Origin of the sequence: Rothia sp. P5764 (assembly GCF_048512965.1) — a bacterium.
In the GTDB taxonomy this organism is placed as follows: Bacteria; Actinomycetota; Actinomycetes; order Actinomycetales; family Micrococcaceae; genus Rothia.
Window position 1 is genome coordinate 184,943 of sequence record NZ_JBLXXQ010000004.1, and the last position, 15,224, is coordinate 200,166.

Sequence of the window (15,224 nt, forward strand, 5' to 3'; positions counted from 1 at the left end):
CCCGGGGGCGCTAGCTTATTTCGCACCATCTTAAGGGACTACATGAACACATTAGGGACCTCTCTATCCTTTTTCCCCGCTATATCTCCCTTTCGGACTATAGCCCTCACCGTATCATTAGCAGCCAGTTTGGGATTGACGGCCTGCGGGTCAATGACCACCCCTGAAACTTCAGGCAGCAGTTCAGCTACGGCATCTGCCACCAAGGCCTCAGGAAATGCTACAAGCGCACCCGGGAGCGCTTCTGCTTTGGCACAGCCATCTGCTAGCTCAAATAGCTCGGAAGATGCTCTGCCCGAAAATAACCAGGCAGCAAGTGCTCTAGCCCAGGCCACTGAAGCGAAGTCGGATGCAGACGAGGTAAAGAAAACCGAAGAGCTCTACAACCAGGTTGAGGAGACTCTCTCCAAGGTCCCGCCCCTTGATGTGTCAGGAGCAGAAGAGCTCTCTCCCGAGGGTTCAACCGCACAGGACGACAAGGCCCTGGCCGAGCCTAGCTCCTATGTCTCTCCTGAAACCATGTCGCAGCTAGAAACCATCACCACCGGTAGCGCCCTCGACCAGTACATTGCCACTGCCACCGAATACGCAATGAGTGGCTGGCATGTAGAAGGTAGCTCCAAGGTCATCGGTACACCCAAAATTGCCGACGGCGAATATCAGGGCCAGAAAGCAAAGATTCTCGAAGTCTGCCTTGATTCATCCCAAGTCAAAGTATTTGACTCCTCCGGAAACCTCATGAACTCGGCCCAGGCCACACGCTCCCTGAACATCTTTACCCTAATCGAAGACAAAGGGACTTGGAAAATAGCCTCCCAAGATTTCCCCAATAACGCAGATTGCTAACAGACATGAAAAAACCATCACTCATCACCAAGATCTCAGTAGGAGCTCTTGCCTTAGGCCTAGGTGTCTCCCTACTCCCCGGAGCAACAGCCACCAATGATTTTGCCCCTAACGGCCTGTCTTCGGAAACCGCCGCTGCCTCCTGCTGGGAGGTCAAACAAAACGACCCCACAGCAAAGTCAGGAACCTACTGGCTCTATACCCCCTCCATGGACGCCCCAGAAAAATTTTACTGTGACCAGGAAACAGACGGCGGCGGCTGGGTTCTCATCGGCCGAGGACGAGAAGGCTGGGCTGAGGACTACTACGGTCGCGGCGATGCCTCTGAGCTCTATACTCAGCCTGAAGGCTCAACTGCCTTCACCCCCGTCCAGCTCTCATCAGAAAAAGTGGATCAACTTCTCAATGGACAAAGAGTTGATTCTTTACAGGATGGAATCCGCTTCCGTCGCGCAGCAGACATGAATGGTCGTAGCTGGCAGAATACCTACGCCAAACGATCACAGACAGAAAAGTGGAGTTGGGCCCTACGCGCCACAGCCAACTGGTCAGACATTCGTTTTGAGAATCCCCCCTTCACCAGTTCTAACTACAGCACACCTGCCTCACTAGGTAGCGTAGGCAGTTGGGGTTCTTTCAACACTCTTGATTTCACCACCTCTAAAACCTATGGGTGGAAGAATGGTTTTGCCTACAAGGCCGGTGTGTGGGGTAGCTCATCAGCCACCTCCTACCTCTGGTCACCGAGCTACGGCACCCCGCCCATAGCCTTCACCCAGGTCTTTATCCGCCCCCGAATTACTCAGAACACGGCGGGTTTTAAGGCCATCGGTGATAGCGGATTACCCGCTGAGACCAACCGTCAACTGCCCAACAGCTACACGGCTTCTATGCGTTGGCGAACCTCCGAAGACTCAGGAACCGGTGTTGTCTCTGAACTCAACACCCGAGTCCAGGCCATTGCTCAGGTCGGCAACACTGTCTTTACCGGAGGGGACTTCAAGAATGTTGTCAGCGCCAACGGCGAAACCGTTAACCAGGCTTTCATAGCGGGCTACGACGTCAACACAGCCGAATTAGTCCGCACCTTCACCCCCACCTTCAACGGGCAAATCAAGTCTTTGGCGGCCCTGCCCAATAACCTGCTGGCCGTAGGTGGCGAGTTCAGCCGAGTCAACGGAAAACCAGCCAACGGGTTTGTCATTTTAGACCCGGTTACAGGTCAAACAGATACCTCCCTAGACTGGGATATTGAAAATAGGCTGGCCTCCGGAGTTCCCGTAGTCAAAACCATTGAAGTTCACGGCGATTATGTTTACATCGGTGGTTCTTTCACTCACGTCAAGGGTGCCAACCGCCTCAGCTACGCATACTCTCGTAACGCCGCCAGGTTCTCCTTGAGCGACGGGACAGTTGATATTAGCTGGCGCCCTGCCACTAACGGCACCGTTAACGGCATCTCAGCCAGCGATGACGGGGTAGCCCTTGCTGGCTACTTCACCACAGTCAGCGGCCAGCCCTCTCGAAAGCTGGCCTACCTAAAAACCACCGAGGGCACGCTGGCTAAAAGCTGGAATTGGGCCTTGTCCCACCGGGCAGATAACCCCTACCCCAGCGACGGCTTCCAGTTTGATGTTCAGGATGTAGGGGACTCCATCTGGGCCGGTGGTGCTGAGCACCTCATTGCCCAATACGATAAGTCCGATCTTTCTCGACGCTCATCCTCTATCGCCAAAAAGGGTGGAGACTTCCAAGATCTGAGCTTTGACCCGCAGGCTAACGTTATCTACGGCTCCTGTCACTGTGGTGACTGGATTTATCAGGGAGGCCAGCAGTACAGCACCCCTTGGGAAACCTCCTCTAATATCCACCGGATCCGGCTAATCGCCGCCTTTGATGCCCAGTCTGGTCACCTGCTACCAGAGTTCGCACCCGATCTTGCCGGGGCAAGAGGGTATGGCGTTTGGGCCTCCTTCCTCGATTCCACCGGTGTCCTATGGGTGGGTGGGGATATCACCCGTTCCCGAGGCGCAAACGGTACCCAAGCAACGGTGGGCTTCGCTCGCTTTACTCCCCAGGATGTTACTGCAGCTGCTGCACCTAGCAACCTGCAGGTCACCTCAGACGGAACTAACGACCAGCTCACCTGGGACAGCAACACTGCTGGCCGCACCGATTACCAGGTACTGCGCAACGATCGCGTGATTGCTACAGTCACTCAGGGCACCTCTTACTCGGTTGCTCACACAGATGATGCGCGCTACTTTGTACGCTCAGTCGATAACGTAGGCAACTACTCTGAGACAACCCCTGTTGCCCTGGCAGAAGTCAAGGCCCCACCAGCGGAGCCCACTACCCCACCCGCTGAGGAGTCCCCGGTGACTCCCCCAGACCTGCCCCAACCCACCAAGGCCCCGGTAAGCCCACCTGTGGAACCAGGACCAGGCGAGGATCCGCTTACCCCACCGGATCAGCCGGAGCCCGGGCAGGACCCTGATCAGCCCGCCGATGGAGCTGACCCAGTGGCTCCCCCCATTGGGGAGGACACTCCCGCTGACCCAGAACAACCCGATGTTGAAGATAATCCGGCTCCAGCTGACCCGGTGGAACCGGTTGAGCCGGAGAAACCAGCCGACCAAAGAATCATTGCCTCTGGAGATGACTGGCGGGTAGCTTTTCACCTCTTCAGTGACTTTGACCGTAGCTGGCGCGATACCAATTACAGGTACAACACCGCCTGGCAGTGGTACACGGCACCAACTTCAATCGGTTGGGGTGAAGGTAGCCTGAAGACCCAGCTGACCTTCAACTTCTTCACCCAGCCCTCGTCCTTCTTCTTGCGTAAGGAGTTCACCTTGAACCCCGCTCCTAACCAGGAGCTGGTCCTGACTACCTACGCTGATGATGGCATCGCTATCTATGTCAATGGCAAGGAAGTGGCCCGTCAGAACCTCCCTGCCAATGCCTACCCCAGGACGGCTGCTCTTGCACGAGTTTCTTATGCTGATGCAAAAGCTAACCCGCTTACTATCACCATTCCGTCTAAGGATCTCAAAGATGGTAAGAACGTCATCGCGGTTGAGGTTCATTCCTACCGTCGTGGCGAACCTACCACCTTCGATATGGATGCAACTCTGGTAACACGCTAGAGGCTGCTCGGGCAAAGAATAGAAAATCCTGCTCCCCCAAAGTTTTCCCTTTGATGAGCAGGATTTTCTATATTCGTATACAGCCCGGTAAAAGATTAAGCTCTGGGTCTTCTACATGTTTAGCGGCGGCTTATGAAGACAGGGGATCCTTTCGTCCACCGTTTAGCTGACAAATGATAGGGACAAGTCCTTATAAATATGGGGCTTGTCCCAAGAAGGTCGGCTACTGTTTGAACCTACTCTGACCTAAAATTGAGGGATATACCCCCCACCCTTGAGCGGCATCTACCTTTCCCTACACCTGAGGGGTAAAGCAATGATAGGCCGACTCAGGGGCTAACAAGCGGTCCGCACACCGCACTTATCTGCTCGCACTTTACTAGGGACTTCCAGGGCATGGCTATGACCTCTTCTTCCTCTGGCACCAAATGCCGGTTCAGGGAAACACTTTCACATTTGAATGCAGCGCAGAAGCCCGGGGTGGGCGTACCTGCTTACACCCGCTGGGTTAATCGTCGGGTCGCACGCATCTTTGCAGCCGCTGCCGTTAAGTGTGGTATTACCCCAAACGGCGTCACCGCTATCAGCGCCCTCACCTCGCTGCTAGCCATGCTTCTCTTGCTGACTGCCCAGCCCTCTTTGGCTGTGGGCGCGCTTGCAGCTTTCCTCTTTGCCCTGGGCTACGCGCTCGACTCCGCTGATGGCCAGGTTGCCCGCGTGACAGGCAAATCCTCCCCCGCCGGGGAATGGCTAGATCACGTCGTTGATGCTATGCGTACCCCCGCCATGCACCTGACCATCCTGATCGGCTTCATCAAGTACCCCGGCAGCTGGCCTGTGACAGGCTGGCAGCTCTGGTGGCTACCCCTGGCTTTTTCGGTTCTGATGACCGGCCACTTCATGAGCCAGATTCTGGCAGAGCAGCTCCGTAAAAAGCACGCTAGGCAGGAGCCACCCTCGGGGGGAAGTCTTCGCTCTTTCATCAATCTACATATGGATTCCGGTACTTTCTGCTGGGTCTTTATTCTCTGGGGAACGTGCTGGGGCTTCCTCATTGCCTACGGCCTCCTCTTCCTCTCAAACGCAGCAACGGTTCTTCTCTCCATGCGCCGTAAGTTCCTGTCACTCAGTACACCTCAAGGAGCATAGGTCCCATGTCCGACGTTAAAATTTCAGCACTTATTGCAACCGCAGGGGCACGCCCCCAGCTGTTGCGACAGACCGTTCAATCCATGTTTGACCAGGACTACACCGGTCACATCGAGGTTATCGTTGTGTTTGACTACGTTGATATCGATGATCTATCCGATATGACGGTACCGCCCAACCGCTCTCTTAAGACCATTGTTAACTCACATTCGAAGGGTCTTGCCGGCGGACGGAACACCGGTGTGGTTGAGGCCAGCGGTGAATGTGTTGGCTTCTGCGACGATGATGATTATTGGTACCCCACCCGTATCTCTGAACAGATCAAACTCTGGAAAGAGCACCCGGAGGCTATCGCCATTTCATCTGGCATCGTCATTCGTTCTGAAGGTAAGGAGATCGAACGTCTTGCTCCTGCGCTTGCAAGATTCGACGACTTCCTGCGCTCTCGCATCACCGAGATTAATCCCTGCACCACGCTCTTTAAGCGTGATGACCTAGTTCCTGGCGGGCGTATTGGGCTGGTTGATGAAAAGCTCCCCGCTGCCTATGGTGAAGACTACGATCTGCTCCTGCGGGCAACCCGTTGCGGTGATATTTACTCAATTCAGAAGCCCGGCGCGCTCATACTCTGGGATCGCCCCTCCTTCTTTGCGGGGCGCTGGCAGTCAATGGTCGATGGTCTTACCTATATTCTCCAGAAGTACCCCGAGTTTGAGCGTCAGCCCAAAGGCACCGCGAGAATCGCCGGTCAGATCGCTTTTGCACATGCTGCCCTGGGCAACCGCAAATCCGCGCAGGCATACGCAAGATCGGCACTGCGTCGCGACCCCCTACAGGTTCGGGCCTGGGCCGCACGCTGTATTGCAGCGGGACTCATCAAGCCCGAGTTTCTACTGAACCTGGTGAATAAAACAGGTAGAGGGCTCTAGGTCCGCATGACGGTTCCACTCTCCCCAACCTCACACTACAATCGATTTCTGTCGGCGGTGCCCCCTACCGTGGATGCACCGCTCCCGGCCTGGCCCATTTTAATCCTGCTCTATGGCTTTCCCCTTGTGTGGGCTATGGGTTTCATGCAGTTCGCCCCAACGGTTCTAGCCTTGATCATGATTGTTCTCATGGTCATGCGCCGACACGTGATGGTTCATTCCACCATGTGGGTCTGGTTTGCTCTCATGTTCTGGGGGCTTATCTGCCTTGTCTCCATCAATACAGGATCGGAGTTTTTAGGCTGGTTCCAGCGCTACATGAACATCTTTAATGTGGGTATCTACACGGTCTATTTCTTTAATGCCCGTGAACGGATCCCTAACCACATCATGCTGGGCGGCCTGCTGACTATATGGGCAACGGTCGTTATCCTGGGCTACGCCGCCCTAGCTTTCCCCAACTTTAGGCTTCAAACGCCCATGAGTTTTGTCTTGCCGGGTTCGCTACTCAATAACGACCTGGTAAAAGCCTATGTGCTCCCCCCCATGGCAGAAGTTCAGCTCCCGTGGGGAGTCGACGTACCCTACAACAGGCCCTCAGCGCCTTTCCCCTACGCCAACTCATGGGGTTTAGCTTATGCGCTACTCACACCCGTTGTTTTTGCTGTGATTACCGGGGTTCACTCACGTAAAACCCAGATCCTTCTCGTCCTTGCCGTAGTTGTTTCGCTAGTCCCAGCAGTGGCAACCTCAAACCGAGGTATGTTCATTGGCCTGGGCGCAGCTTTTGCCTATGTCCTCTTCCGTTTGCTTCTTCGCGGTGACTGGCGTGCTTTGGGTATAGGCTTTGTGCTCTTCCTTGGGGGCATCACCTACCTCACGGTTTCCGGTGCTATTGAGGAAATCTTGGGCCGCCAGGAGTATTCAAACTCAACCGGTGGTCGGGCCTCACTCTACGAGCTCACTTTTGAGTACACCTTGCGTTCACCACTCGTAGGCTATGGAACCTCCAAGATGGCCGATAACGTGGGTGTTTCAATGGGCACCCAGGGCCAGGTATGGGCTCTCATGTTCTGCTTTGGTTTTGTTGGTCTGGGGCTCTTCCTACTCTATGTAGTCTCAGTCCTCATCAATACCTGGAACGTTGCATCGCTGACCGGTATGTGGGTTCACTCGGTGATTGTGGCAGCGCTAGCAGTAGTCTTCTTCTATTCCTTCGACGTCATTCAGCTCACCGTTCTTATGCTGACGGTAGCCATGATGATGAGATCTCGAATGTACGGGGAGGGCCTCTGATGGCTCGTTCTCTTGCAAAAAGTGGAGCTTTCTCAACGCTGTACGTCATGTACGGTTCGGCTGCGGCCTTTGTGGCTACGCTTATAGTGTCAAATGGTGTAGGTAAAGCCGGTGCGGGTTCCTTCTTTCAAGTCATGGCACTCTTTGCGATTGCGACTTCGCTCTGTGTCTTTGGTGCAGATACCGGCCTTGTAAGAGCCATGAGCGCACAGCGAGCTCTGGGGCAGTATTCCCTTCTACCGAAGCTCTTACGATATGCTTTTGGCCCCGCAACCCTCATTGCTTTCACGGTTCTTATTGCGGCAACCCTTATCGCGCTACCGGTTGTGACCCCCAATATGGGCACTGAAAACCGTACAGCTATCCTTGCCAGCGCACCTTTTATTCTGGTTGCGGCCTGGATGACACTGTGCTTCGGGGCACTCCGGGGACTGGGCTACACCGTAGAGTTCACCTTTCTCCAAAGCGCGCTCCTGCCTACCCTTCGTATTCTGGCTGTTCTGCTCGCTGTCAGTATCTCGGGGGCCATTCTCTCTTTGTCTCTGGCATGGTCACTCCCCCTGCTCCTTGTCTTTGCAGTTTCAGCGCTATGGGTTCGCAAGTACATGCCTCAGGGTGAAGATCTTCCCAGCTATCCAGCAAAGCATCTAGCTATTGAAGCCATGGCAAGTACACCTGTCACTGCGCCCGAGACCGCAAAAAGTTTCTGGGCCTTCAGCTCAGCGCGCGGTGTCTCGGCCATGGTCGAGGCGGTCCTGGAATGGATTGATGTCCTGCTCATCGGCCTCTTCTTAGGCCCGGCAGCCAGCGGCGTCTACGGCGCTGTCAATCGTTGTGTCCGTGTCGGTGCAATGGTTGAGCATACCGCCCGCGTGGTCACCGGGCCAGAGATCTCCTCAGCAATCGCTCGGGGTGACCTTATTAGAGCTCGCCAGATCTTTGTCTCCGCAACCCGGATTCTGGTGGCTGTTGGTTGGCCTTTTTTCATCACCTTGGCGGCCTTCGGCCCCGCGCTACTGGGATTCTTTGGCTCCGGGTTTGTTGAGGGAGCACCGCTCTTTTGGATCATCGGGGTAGCCATGCTGGTTCAGATGGCCGCCGGTGGCGTTCAGAGTGTACTTCTCATGAGCGGGCGTAGCCGCTGGCAACTTTACAACAAGCTCTCCGCACTAGCTGTTGCAGTCGCTCTCAACCTCACCCTGATTCCACTCTGGGGGCTAGCTGGGGCAGCAACCGCTTGGGCCTCAGCCGTCCTCACAGACTGTGTGCTGGCCACGGTTCAGGTCTACGGAAAACTCGGCATCAGGCCCCGCCCTTCCGAGTTGCTCCCGGTCATGGGTCTTGCGGCTGGAACTCCGTCTCTTGGAGCCGTGGGAGTTCACCTCATCTGGGGAAACCAATTCTTAGGACTCATCATCTACCTAGGTACGGTGGTACCGCTCTATGTGGCTCTCATCTACCGTTTCCGACATCAGGTAGGCCTGGAGCAAGTCATCAACTCACTCACTCGCAAATTTAGCCGCTAGGCAACAATATCTTGATTAATCTTTAGGGAAGGACTCATACTCATGGAACGCCAATCACGGTTAAGAACCAAGGACCAGCAAGCCACACCCGTATCGCTCGGAGCAGCAGCTCGGCGGGTTCTGCGCCACCGCTTTGTGGTGCTTACCAGTTTAATGATCTTCGCGGCGCTCGGCGCTGTGGCAGGGCTTATCCTTCCTAACTCATACCAGTCTAAAGCCGTGATCAATGTAACCCAGCCCAGCTCCGGCGCATCGGGACTCCGTGCTAGCCTGAACACTATTGACATGGATACCGAAGAGGCTATTGCAGGTTCCCGCACTGTACTCGAGGCAGCTGCCAATCAGCTGGGTTTAGATGCTGATGACCTCAAAGATATGGTCAGCGTGGCAGGCCATTCCAACAGCACCATTCTCGATATTATGGTCAGCTCGGATTCACCTGAAAGATCAGCCGAGATCGCTAATACTGTAGCCCACGCTTACCTCAAACACAGATCAGATACAATCCGGACAACCCGGGAAGAAACCCGCAAAAATATCGACGCTGTCTCTGCGGGGATGGATTCAGGAATCGTCAACCAGGCTATCCTGAGCCTAGAGGCCACCTCCACAGATACCGGCACTATTATCTCAAGCGCCCAAGCCCCTAGCAGACCATCAAATTTCACTCTGGCGCAAACCATCTTTATTGGTGCAGGAGTAGGCCTGCTCCTAGGAATTTTTGCAGCCTACATCGTGGATAGAACTTCGAGGGTTCTCGGCTACCCCGAGCGTCTCTCTGAAATTGCTCAGGCTCCCGTCTCTATCATCAAGAGTGGTTCTGAAGAGGAATCTATTGCCCAGCTTCTCCGCCGAATGGATGTTGCCGATGGCAATCTCAAGAAGGCTAACTTTGATGGTGTTACTGTCTTCTCCCCTACCCCTCGCGCGGCAGGTGCGCTGACTACCTTTCTCATCAAGGGGATTTCTGACCCCGATTTTGTCGTAACCGAGGCTCCGGTTTTCAACTCTCTAACCAACAATCAGCTCAAGGCTCATATCAAGCAGAACAAGCCGCTGATTGTAGATACTCCGGCCTCAGCCTCTCTTGCAAAGGTCCTCCTTTCAGCTGACCAGAGTGGCGTTCTACTCCTGCCTTTTACCCCCAAAAGCACGGTGAAGAGCGTACGACGCCTGTTTAGTGAGCTCACTCCCTCAAGCTCCACCCAGGTTATCCCTGTTTACTTTGACACGCATACTCACGAGAAATAATCACCCATGAAGGTCCTTCTAACAGCAAGTGCTGGTGGCCATCTGGCTCAGCTTATAGCCCTTGAAAAGTTCTGGAAAGAGCACGATCGGGCCTGGGCAACCTTTGAGCTACCCGAAGTTAAGGCCGCTTTAGACGGCGAGCGCACCTACTGGGTACACTTCCCGACAACCCGGAATATTCCTAACGCAATCCGGAATATCGGTGTTGCCTGGCGGGTACTCCGCAAGGAGCGGCCCGATGCCGTTATCTCAACCGGTGCTGCGGTTGCCGTTCCGTTCTTTATTATCGCCAAGCTTCTTGGCATCAAAACGGTCTTTATTGAGTGCTATGACCGTATTACTATGCCAACGCTCACCGGCCGCATCTGCTACCCCATGAGCGATCTTTTTGTGGTGCAGTGGGAGGAGCAGAAAAAGATATTCCCTGAGGCCGTCAATATCGGCCATATTCTCTGAGCGAGGAGGTAGCTTTGAGCGAGAAAAAATATGATCTGGTTGTATCTCTGGGCACTGATTACCACCATTTTGACCGTCTTGTGCATTGGGTGGATGAGTATCTTGCGGCACGCCCTCAGGTGAGCTGTCTTGTTCAACATGGTTTCACGGCTCCTCCTCAACATGCTGAGGCTGTTGAGCGTTTGCCCCGTGCTGAACTACTGGAACTCTACCGCTCTGCGAAGGTGGTCTTGGTGCAGGGCGGGCCAGGGTCAATTTTGGATGCTCGTGAGGTAGGTGCGATTCCGCTGGCAGTCCCCCGTGTTGCTGAACTTGATGAGGTAGTTGATAATCACCAGGTTGAGTTCTCTCGTGTGATGCAGACACACGGTGAGACCATCGTGGTCAACAGCGCAGAAGATCTCCTGAATAAGCTTGATGCAGCTTTCGCTGACCCGGATTCTCTGCGAGGAACCTACCGTGTACCCGGCAGTGATAAGGCTGCCGATAATCTTACGGAGTCCTTTAGCCGCATTGGTAGTGGCCAGCCAAGTGGGTTTGTTCGCAGGGTCTGGCAGATTCTGTTGGGAATGTGCAGGAGGCCAAGCTAGGTCTTCCCCCCCTTACCGCTAGCGCATTAAGGTACAAGCCTGTGGGTATCTGCTCTTAGGCTCAACGATTTAGCCATCAGTGAGCAGGGCTCGCATTTCTCAGTGTTCAAACATGTTAACCCCGTAGAATGGGGCAGGACAGAAACTATTTGCCCTGAAAGGCTTCACTATGGCTGTTCAAAGCTCCACCACTATTAACGCCGGCATCGATTTGGTTGCACGTGCTTTTGCCGACGAGAACTTTGCCCGTTTTGCAAGTGAAAAGGTACGGGTGACTTTTGAGTCTTTCCAGCTTCAGGGTGACCCTGCGGCAGCTTTTACCACCACCACTGTTCGTTCCGTACCTGCTGATCGTCTGCCCGATATGGCCAAGAAGATCCCCGGTGCTTCTCATGGCATCTCCCTGACCCAGGTCGATCAGGTCTCTGCGCCCGCGGCTGATGGTTCACGCACCGTTGTCTCAGAAGTATCTGTTAAGGGTGTTCCCGTAACCGGCAAAGCTAGCCAGAGCCTTACCCCCCAGGGAGATACGACCGTAGCTAATGTTGAGGGCGAAGTTAAGTGCTCTATCCCGCTGGTAGGTAAGAAAATTGCGGCGGCAGCTGAGCCTCAGATTGGCCGCGTGTTCTCGGCTCTGGGTTCCTGCGCAGAAGAGTTCATTCAGAACAACTACTAGGCCAGATAGCCCCATAAAGCTCAAGAGGCGCCCTACCCGTTCGGGTAGGGCGCCTCTTTTCTTGGCTTCAATGGGACTTAGGCCGCAGATGGCATAGAAAGTGCCTTCAGGGCGGCGCGTAACTTAGTGCTGGAGGTGTGAGCGGTGTAGGGGAAGTAAACTACGTGAACACCGACCTCCGCAAACCGGCGCTCTAACTCCTTACCACGAGCAGTACCTTTCCAGTCGTCACCTTTAAAGAAGGTGTTGAAGCGAACCTGTTCCCAGGTCTCTAGCTTATCTTCTACCGTTTCTGCTCGAACTTCATCGACAAAATCAATGTGAGAGACGATTTCCATACGCTCAGCCAAGGGCACGATGGGGCGTCGGCCCTTGGTCAGCTCTAACATTTCATCTGAGACGACTCCTGCAATCAGATAGTCGCAGTTCTTTTTTGCTTCACGCAAGATGTTGAGGTGGCCTACGTGAAAGAGGTCAAAGGCGCCAGCGGCGTAACCGATATTCATTGTTCCCCTGAAGAAAAGTGCGAAAGAACCCGCGTGCGAAAACGGGATGTTAGTGTATTTTCAGTCCTTAAGACTACGGGAGTTAACCTGCTATTGGTAGCCGTTTGAACCGGCTCTTTGGGGGACAGCCCACACTGAAAGAGGCTGGTGTGACCTGCAATAAGACCCGCCCCATCAGCTATCTTCTATAGCCGGGACGGGCCTTATGTCAGGGGCTAAGCCGCAGGTAATACCGGGGCCTAGCGGGCAGCGGCTTCTTTGGTGGCTTCTTCTGCCGCGACCCACGAAAGCATGGCGCATTTCACGCGGGCCACGAATTTGGAGACACCGGCAAAAGCTGCAGCGTCGCCGAGCGCTTCCTCATCGGGTTCAATCTGACCGCGTGAGCGGAGCATCTCGCGGAAGTCATCAACAAGTTTTTGGAACTCTTCTACGGTCATGCCAGGGGCCATCTCTGATAACACAGAAGCCGCCGCCATGGAGATTGAGCAGCCGTCGCCTTCCCAGGAGACCGACTGGATAAGGGGTTGGTTGGTATCAAGAATAATCCGCAGGTTAATCTCGTCACCGCAGGTTGGGTTGTACTGGTGGTTGGTGGCTACCCGTGCCCCTTCTGCCGGTTCAAGCAGGCCCTCACCGCTGCGCTGTTTGGAATGTTCAAGGATAATTTGCTGATAAAGCTGTTCTAGGCCGCTCATTACAGTATCTCTTCTTTCGTCGTAGGTCTTAGAAATGGTGCAGACTAAGCACCCGCCCTCCCGGGTTCTTGCGGAGAGGGTAAGGGACTACAGCAGGTCTTAGTCGGTATACCCGAAGTAGGGGCGTACCTTTGCTAGCTCTTCAATGAAACGCTCAACGTCCTGGGTGCTCGTGTAGATATAGGCTGATGCTCGCGTTGAGGCGGTGACGCCTAGGGCGCGGTGGAGGGGCTGGGCGCAATGGTGACCCACACGAACCGCAATGCCCTGCTGGTCCAGCAGCTGACCCACATCGTGCGGGTGTACCCCATCGACATGCACGGAGACAAGCCCAGCACGCGGCTGCCCCACTGAGGGACCCAACAACCGCACACCGGGAATCTGGCTCACACCCTCAGCTAGGAGCTGCCCCAGGTGAGCTTCCCAGGCGTGGACGCGGTCCATACCTAGGTGTTGCAGGTAGCGCACAGCCTCGGCCCAGGCAACAGCCTGGGAGACCCGCTGGGTACCGGCCTCAAACTTAATGGGAGCAGGCATCCATTCAGCTTCGGTCATGGTGACCTTGGTGATCATGGACCCGCCCGTGAGGAATGGTGGCAGAGCCTCTAAAAGTTCATGCCGGCCGTACAGGGCACCGATGCCGGTAGGTGCCAGCATTTTGTGCGCAGAAAACACCGCAAAATCAACGCCGAGCGCTTTGACATCGACCTGCATGTGGGGTGCAGACTGGCAGGCATCGAGAACGGTTAGCGCCCCCACCCGCTCTGCCAGCTGGACCATGAATGCCACATCGGTCATGGAGCCAGCAACGTTAGAAACATGGGTGAAAGCTAGGACGCGGGTACGCTCTGTGACGATATTCTCCGCCGCCTGGTAGTCAATCAGCCCATCTGCCGTCACCGGGACATAACGGAGGGTTGCCCCGGTGCGGGCCGCAAGAATCTGCCAGGGAATAATGTTGGCGTGGTGTTCCTGCTCCGTAGTGATGATTTCATCACCGGGCTTGAGCGCAAAAGCTCGGGCGGCTTCTGCCCCAATACCGTCAGATGCGTTGCCCAGGGAGTAAGCCAGGAGATTCAGGGCCTCGGTGGCGTTTGAGGTCCATACCAGCTCGTTCTCCGCAGCGCCAAGGAATCCAGCTACCGTGCGCCGGGCGTCCTCAAAGGCATCGGTTGCATCAACTGCTAGGGTGTGGGCACCGCGGTGAACCGCAGAGTTAGCGCCCAGATAGTAGTTGCGCTCAGCATCAAGGACCTGAAGAGGATTCTGGCTCGTTGCACCCGTGTCGAGGTAAATCAGCGGTTGGTCGTTGACCGTGCGGTCAAGAATCGGGAAATCCTTACGCACTTCGGCCACAAGATCATCTGTGAGTTCCACCCCGGCCGGGGTGCGGTACTGGCTAGCCACTGATATCTGCCCTTCTTTCGAATCCTGCCTGTATAACGGCATGCTTTTATAGCCTATTCCCAAAAAAGGAAGAAAGGTAGTTAGGTGGGGCTGGCCTATTCCAAGTTCACAGCATCTAGGCCTGGTCCCTCTTGACGTGAAATTTTTGCTGGGCCGCAAGAAGCCCATCAGTGATCAGCAGTTCAAGGGCCTGCGCCGAATCAGACACCAGAAAGGGGAGCTCTTTCTTCTCAAGTTGTGAGAAGGGCCTGAGAACGAAATCTGCGGTCTGCATACGGCCTGGGGGTCGGCCAATCCCGGTACGCACCCGGTAATAATCTTTGGTTCCCAGTGCCTTGGTCATGTCGCGGAGCCCATTATGCCCGCCTTCTCCCCCACCGATTTTCAGTTTGATAGTGCCGAAGGGGATATCCAGTTCATCGTGTACTGCGATAATCCGCTCAGGCTCAATACCGTAAAATCGCGAGAGTTCTGCCGAGGGGCCACCCGAAAGATTCATATAGGTTAGAGGCTTTGCCAGGATCAGGCGGGGGCCTCCCATGCCCAGACGTCCTTCTAGGACTTGGGCACGAGCTTTTGAGTGCTTCTTAAAGCTACCGCCAACCTCACGCGCTAATTGGTCTAGGACCATCTGACCTATGTTGTGACGGGTTGCAGCGTACTCAGTACCGGGGTTCCCCAGACCGATCACGAGCCAAGCCTCTGCCATGTAACTCACCTTTCTGAGCTGATGATACAAAGAGGG

General features: G+C 54.9%; 14 protein-coding genes. 10 read left to right on the forward strand and 4 right to left on the reverse strand.

Annotation, left to right across the window (positions count from 1 at the left end; all coding sequences use genetic code 11):
- The first annotated feature begins 249 nt into the window (after nt 1–249).
- From ACN08Y_RS07530 to ACN08Y_RS07575, 10 genes are all read left to right on the forward strand, one after another.
- The gene (locus ACN08Y_RS07530; protein ID WP_419105008.1) at nt 250–846 is read left to right on the forward strand and encodes a hypothetical protein; all 597 of its coding nucleotides are present in this window, start codon (nt 250–252) and stop codon (nt 844–846) included.
- A gap of 5 nt (nt 847–851) precedes the next feature.
- A complete protein-coding gene (locus tag ACN08Y_RS07535; RefSeq protein WP_419112273.1) occupies nt 852–3,995 on the forward strand; it encodes a fibrinogen-like YCDxxxxGGGW domain-containing protein in 3,144 nt (1,047 codons plus the stop codon).
- Nucleotides 3,996–4,475: 480 nt separating this feature from the next.
- Nucleotides 4,476–5,144 carry a CDP-alcohol phosphatidyltransferase family protein gene (locus tag ACN08Y_RS07540; protein ID WP_419112274.1) on the forward strand — a complete coding sequence of 223 codons (669 nt, stop codon included), beginning with the start codon at nt 4,476–4,478 and terminating at the stop codon, nt 5,142–5,144.
- Nucleotides 5,145–5,149: 5 nt separating this feature from the next.
- Complete coding sequence (locus tag ACN08Y_RS07545; protein WP_419104463.1) at nt 5,150–6,073, forward strand: glycosyltransferase family 2 protein; 924 nt, start codon at nt 5,150–5,152, stop codon at nt 6,071–6,073.
- Between the two features lie 6 nt (nt 6,074–6,079).
- Nucleotides 6,080–7,369 (forward strand): O-antigen ligase family protein, encoded by a 1,290-nt coding sequence (locus tag ACN08Y_RS07550; protein WP_419099841.1) that lies wholly within the window; start codon nt 6,080–6,082, stop codon nt 7,367–7,369.
- Complete coding sequence (locus tag ACN08Y_RS07555) at nt 7,369–8,895, forward strand: lipopolysaccharide biosynthesis protein (RefSeq protein ID WP_419112275.1); 1,527 nt, start codon at nt 7,369–7,371, stop codon at nt 8,893–8,895. Before ACN08Y_RS07550 ends, ACN08Y_RS07555 begins: the two co-directional genes overlap by 1 nt.
- 42 nt (nt 8,896–8,937) lie before the next feature.
- Nucleotides 8,938–10,146, forward strand: a complete 1,209-nt coding sequence (locus ACN08Y_RS07560) for a YveK family protein (protein ID WP_419112276.1) — start codon at nt 8,938–8,940, stop codon at nt 10,144–10,146.
- 6 nt (nt 10,147–10,152) lie between these two features.
- Nucleotides 10,153–10,602: a PssD/Cps14F family polysaccharide biosynthesis glycosyltransferase gene (pssD, locus tag ACN08Y_RS07565; protein WP_419099844.1), complete on the forward strand. Its 450-nt coding sequence runs from the start codon at nt 10,153–10,155 to the stop codon at nt 10,600–10,602.
- 14 nt (nt 10,603–10,616) lie between these two features.
- On the forward strand, nt 10,617–11,192 hold the full coding sequence (locus ACN08Y_RS07570) for a glycosyltransferase (protein WP_419099845.1): 576 nt from the start codon (nt 10,617–10,619) through the stop codon (nt 11,190–11,192).
- Between the two features lie 169 nt (nt 11,193–11,361).
- Nucleotides 11,362–11,868: a DUF2505 domain-containing protein gene (locus ACN08Y_RS07575; protein ID WP_419099846.1), complete on the forward strand. Its 507-nt coding sequence runs from the start codon at nt 11,362–11,364 to the stop codon at nt 11,866–11,868.
- 77 nt (nt 11,869–11,945) lie between these two features.
- Here ACN08Y_RS07575 and ACN08Y_RS07580 read toward each other — a convergent pair whose 3' ends face one another.
- The 4 genes from ACN08Y_RS07580 to pth all read right to left on the reverse strand — a co-directional run bounded on the left by ACN08Y_RS07580 (nt 11,946) and on the right by pth (nt 15,188).
- Entirely contained in the window at nt 11,946–12,374 is a 429-nt protein-coding gene (locus tag ACN08Y_RS07580) for an adenylyltransferase/cytidyltransferase family protein (protein WP_419099847.1), read from the reverse strand.
- Nucleotides 12,375–12,613: 239 nt separating this feature from the next.
- On the reverse strand, nt 12,614–13,072 hold the full coding sequence (gene sufU / locus ACN08Y_RS07585) for a Fe-S cluster assembly sulfur transfer protein SufU (protein WP_419112277.1): 459 nt from the start codon (nt 13,070–13,072) through the stop codon (nt 12,614–12,616).
- Between the two features lie 99 nt (nt 13,073–13,171).
- Complete coding sequence (locus ACN08Y_RS07590; protein WP_419104458.1) at nt 13,172–14,479, reverse strand: SufS family cysteine desulfurase; 1,308 nt, start codon at nt 14,477–14,479, stop codon at nt 13,172–13,174.
- Between the two features lie 115 nt (nt 14,480–14,594).
- The gene (pth, locus tag ACN08Y_RS07595; RefSeq protein WP_419112278.1) at nt 14,595–15,188 is read right to left on the reverse strand and encodes an aminoacyl-tRNA hydrolase; all 594 of its coding nucleotides are present in this window, start codon (nt 15,186–15,188) and stop codon (nt 14,595–14,597) included.
- Nucleotides 15,189–15,224 lie beyond the last annotated feature (36 nt).

Coding starts and splice junctions, on each gene's coding strand:
- ACN08Y_RS07535 (WP_419112273.1), top strand. CDS start 852: ATGAAAAAACCATCACTCATCACCAAGATCTCAGTAGGAGCTCTTGCC.
- ACN08Y_RS07545 (WP_419104463.1), top strand. CDS start 5,150: ATGTCCGACGTTAAAATTTCAGCACTTATTGCAACCGCAGGGGCACGC.
- ACN08Y_RS07550 (WP_419099841.1), top strand. CDS start 6,080: ATGACGGTTCCACTCTCCCCAACCTCACACTACAATCGATTTCTGTCG.
- ACN08Y_RS07555 (WP_419112275.1), top strand. CDS start 7,369: ATGGCTCGTTCTCTTGCAAAAAGTGGAGCTTTCTCAACGCTGTACGTC.
- ACN08Y_RS07560 (WP_419112276.1), top strand. CDS start 8,938: ATGGAACGCCAATCACGGTTAAGAACCAAGGACCAGCAAGCCACACCC.
- pssD (WP_419099844.1), top strand. CDS start 10,153: ATGAAGGTCCTTCTAACAGCAAGTGCTGGTGGCCATCTGGCTCAGCTT.
- ACN08Y_RS07575 (WP_419099846.1), top strand. CDS start 11,362: ATGGCTGTTCAAAGCTCCACCACTATTAACGCCGGCATCGATTTGGTT.
- ACN08Y_RS07580 (WP_419099847.1), bottom strand. CDS start 12,374: ATGAATATCGGTTACGCCGCTGGCGCCTTTGACCTCTTTCACGTAGGC.
- sufU (WP_419112277.1), bottom strand. CDS start 13,072: ATGAGCGGCCTAGAACAGCTTTATCAGCAAATTATCCTTGAACATTCC.
- pth (WP_419112278.1), bottom strand. CDS start 15,188: ATGGCAGAGGCTTGGCTCGTGATCGGTCTGGGGAACCCCGGTACTGAG.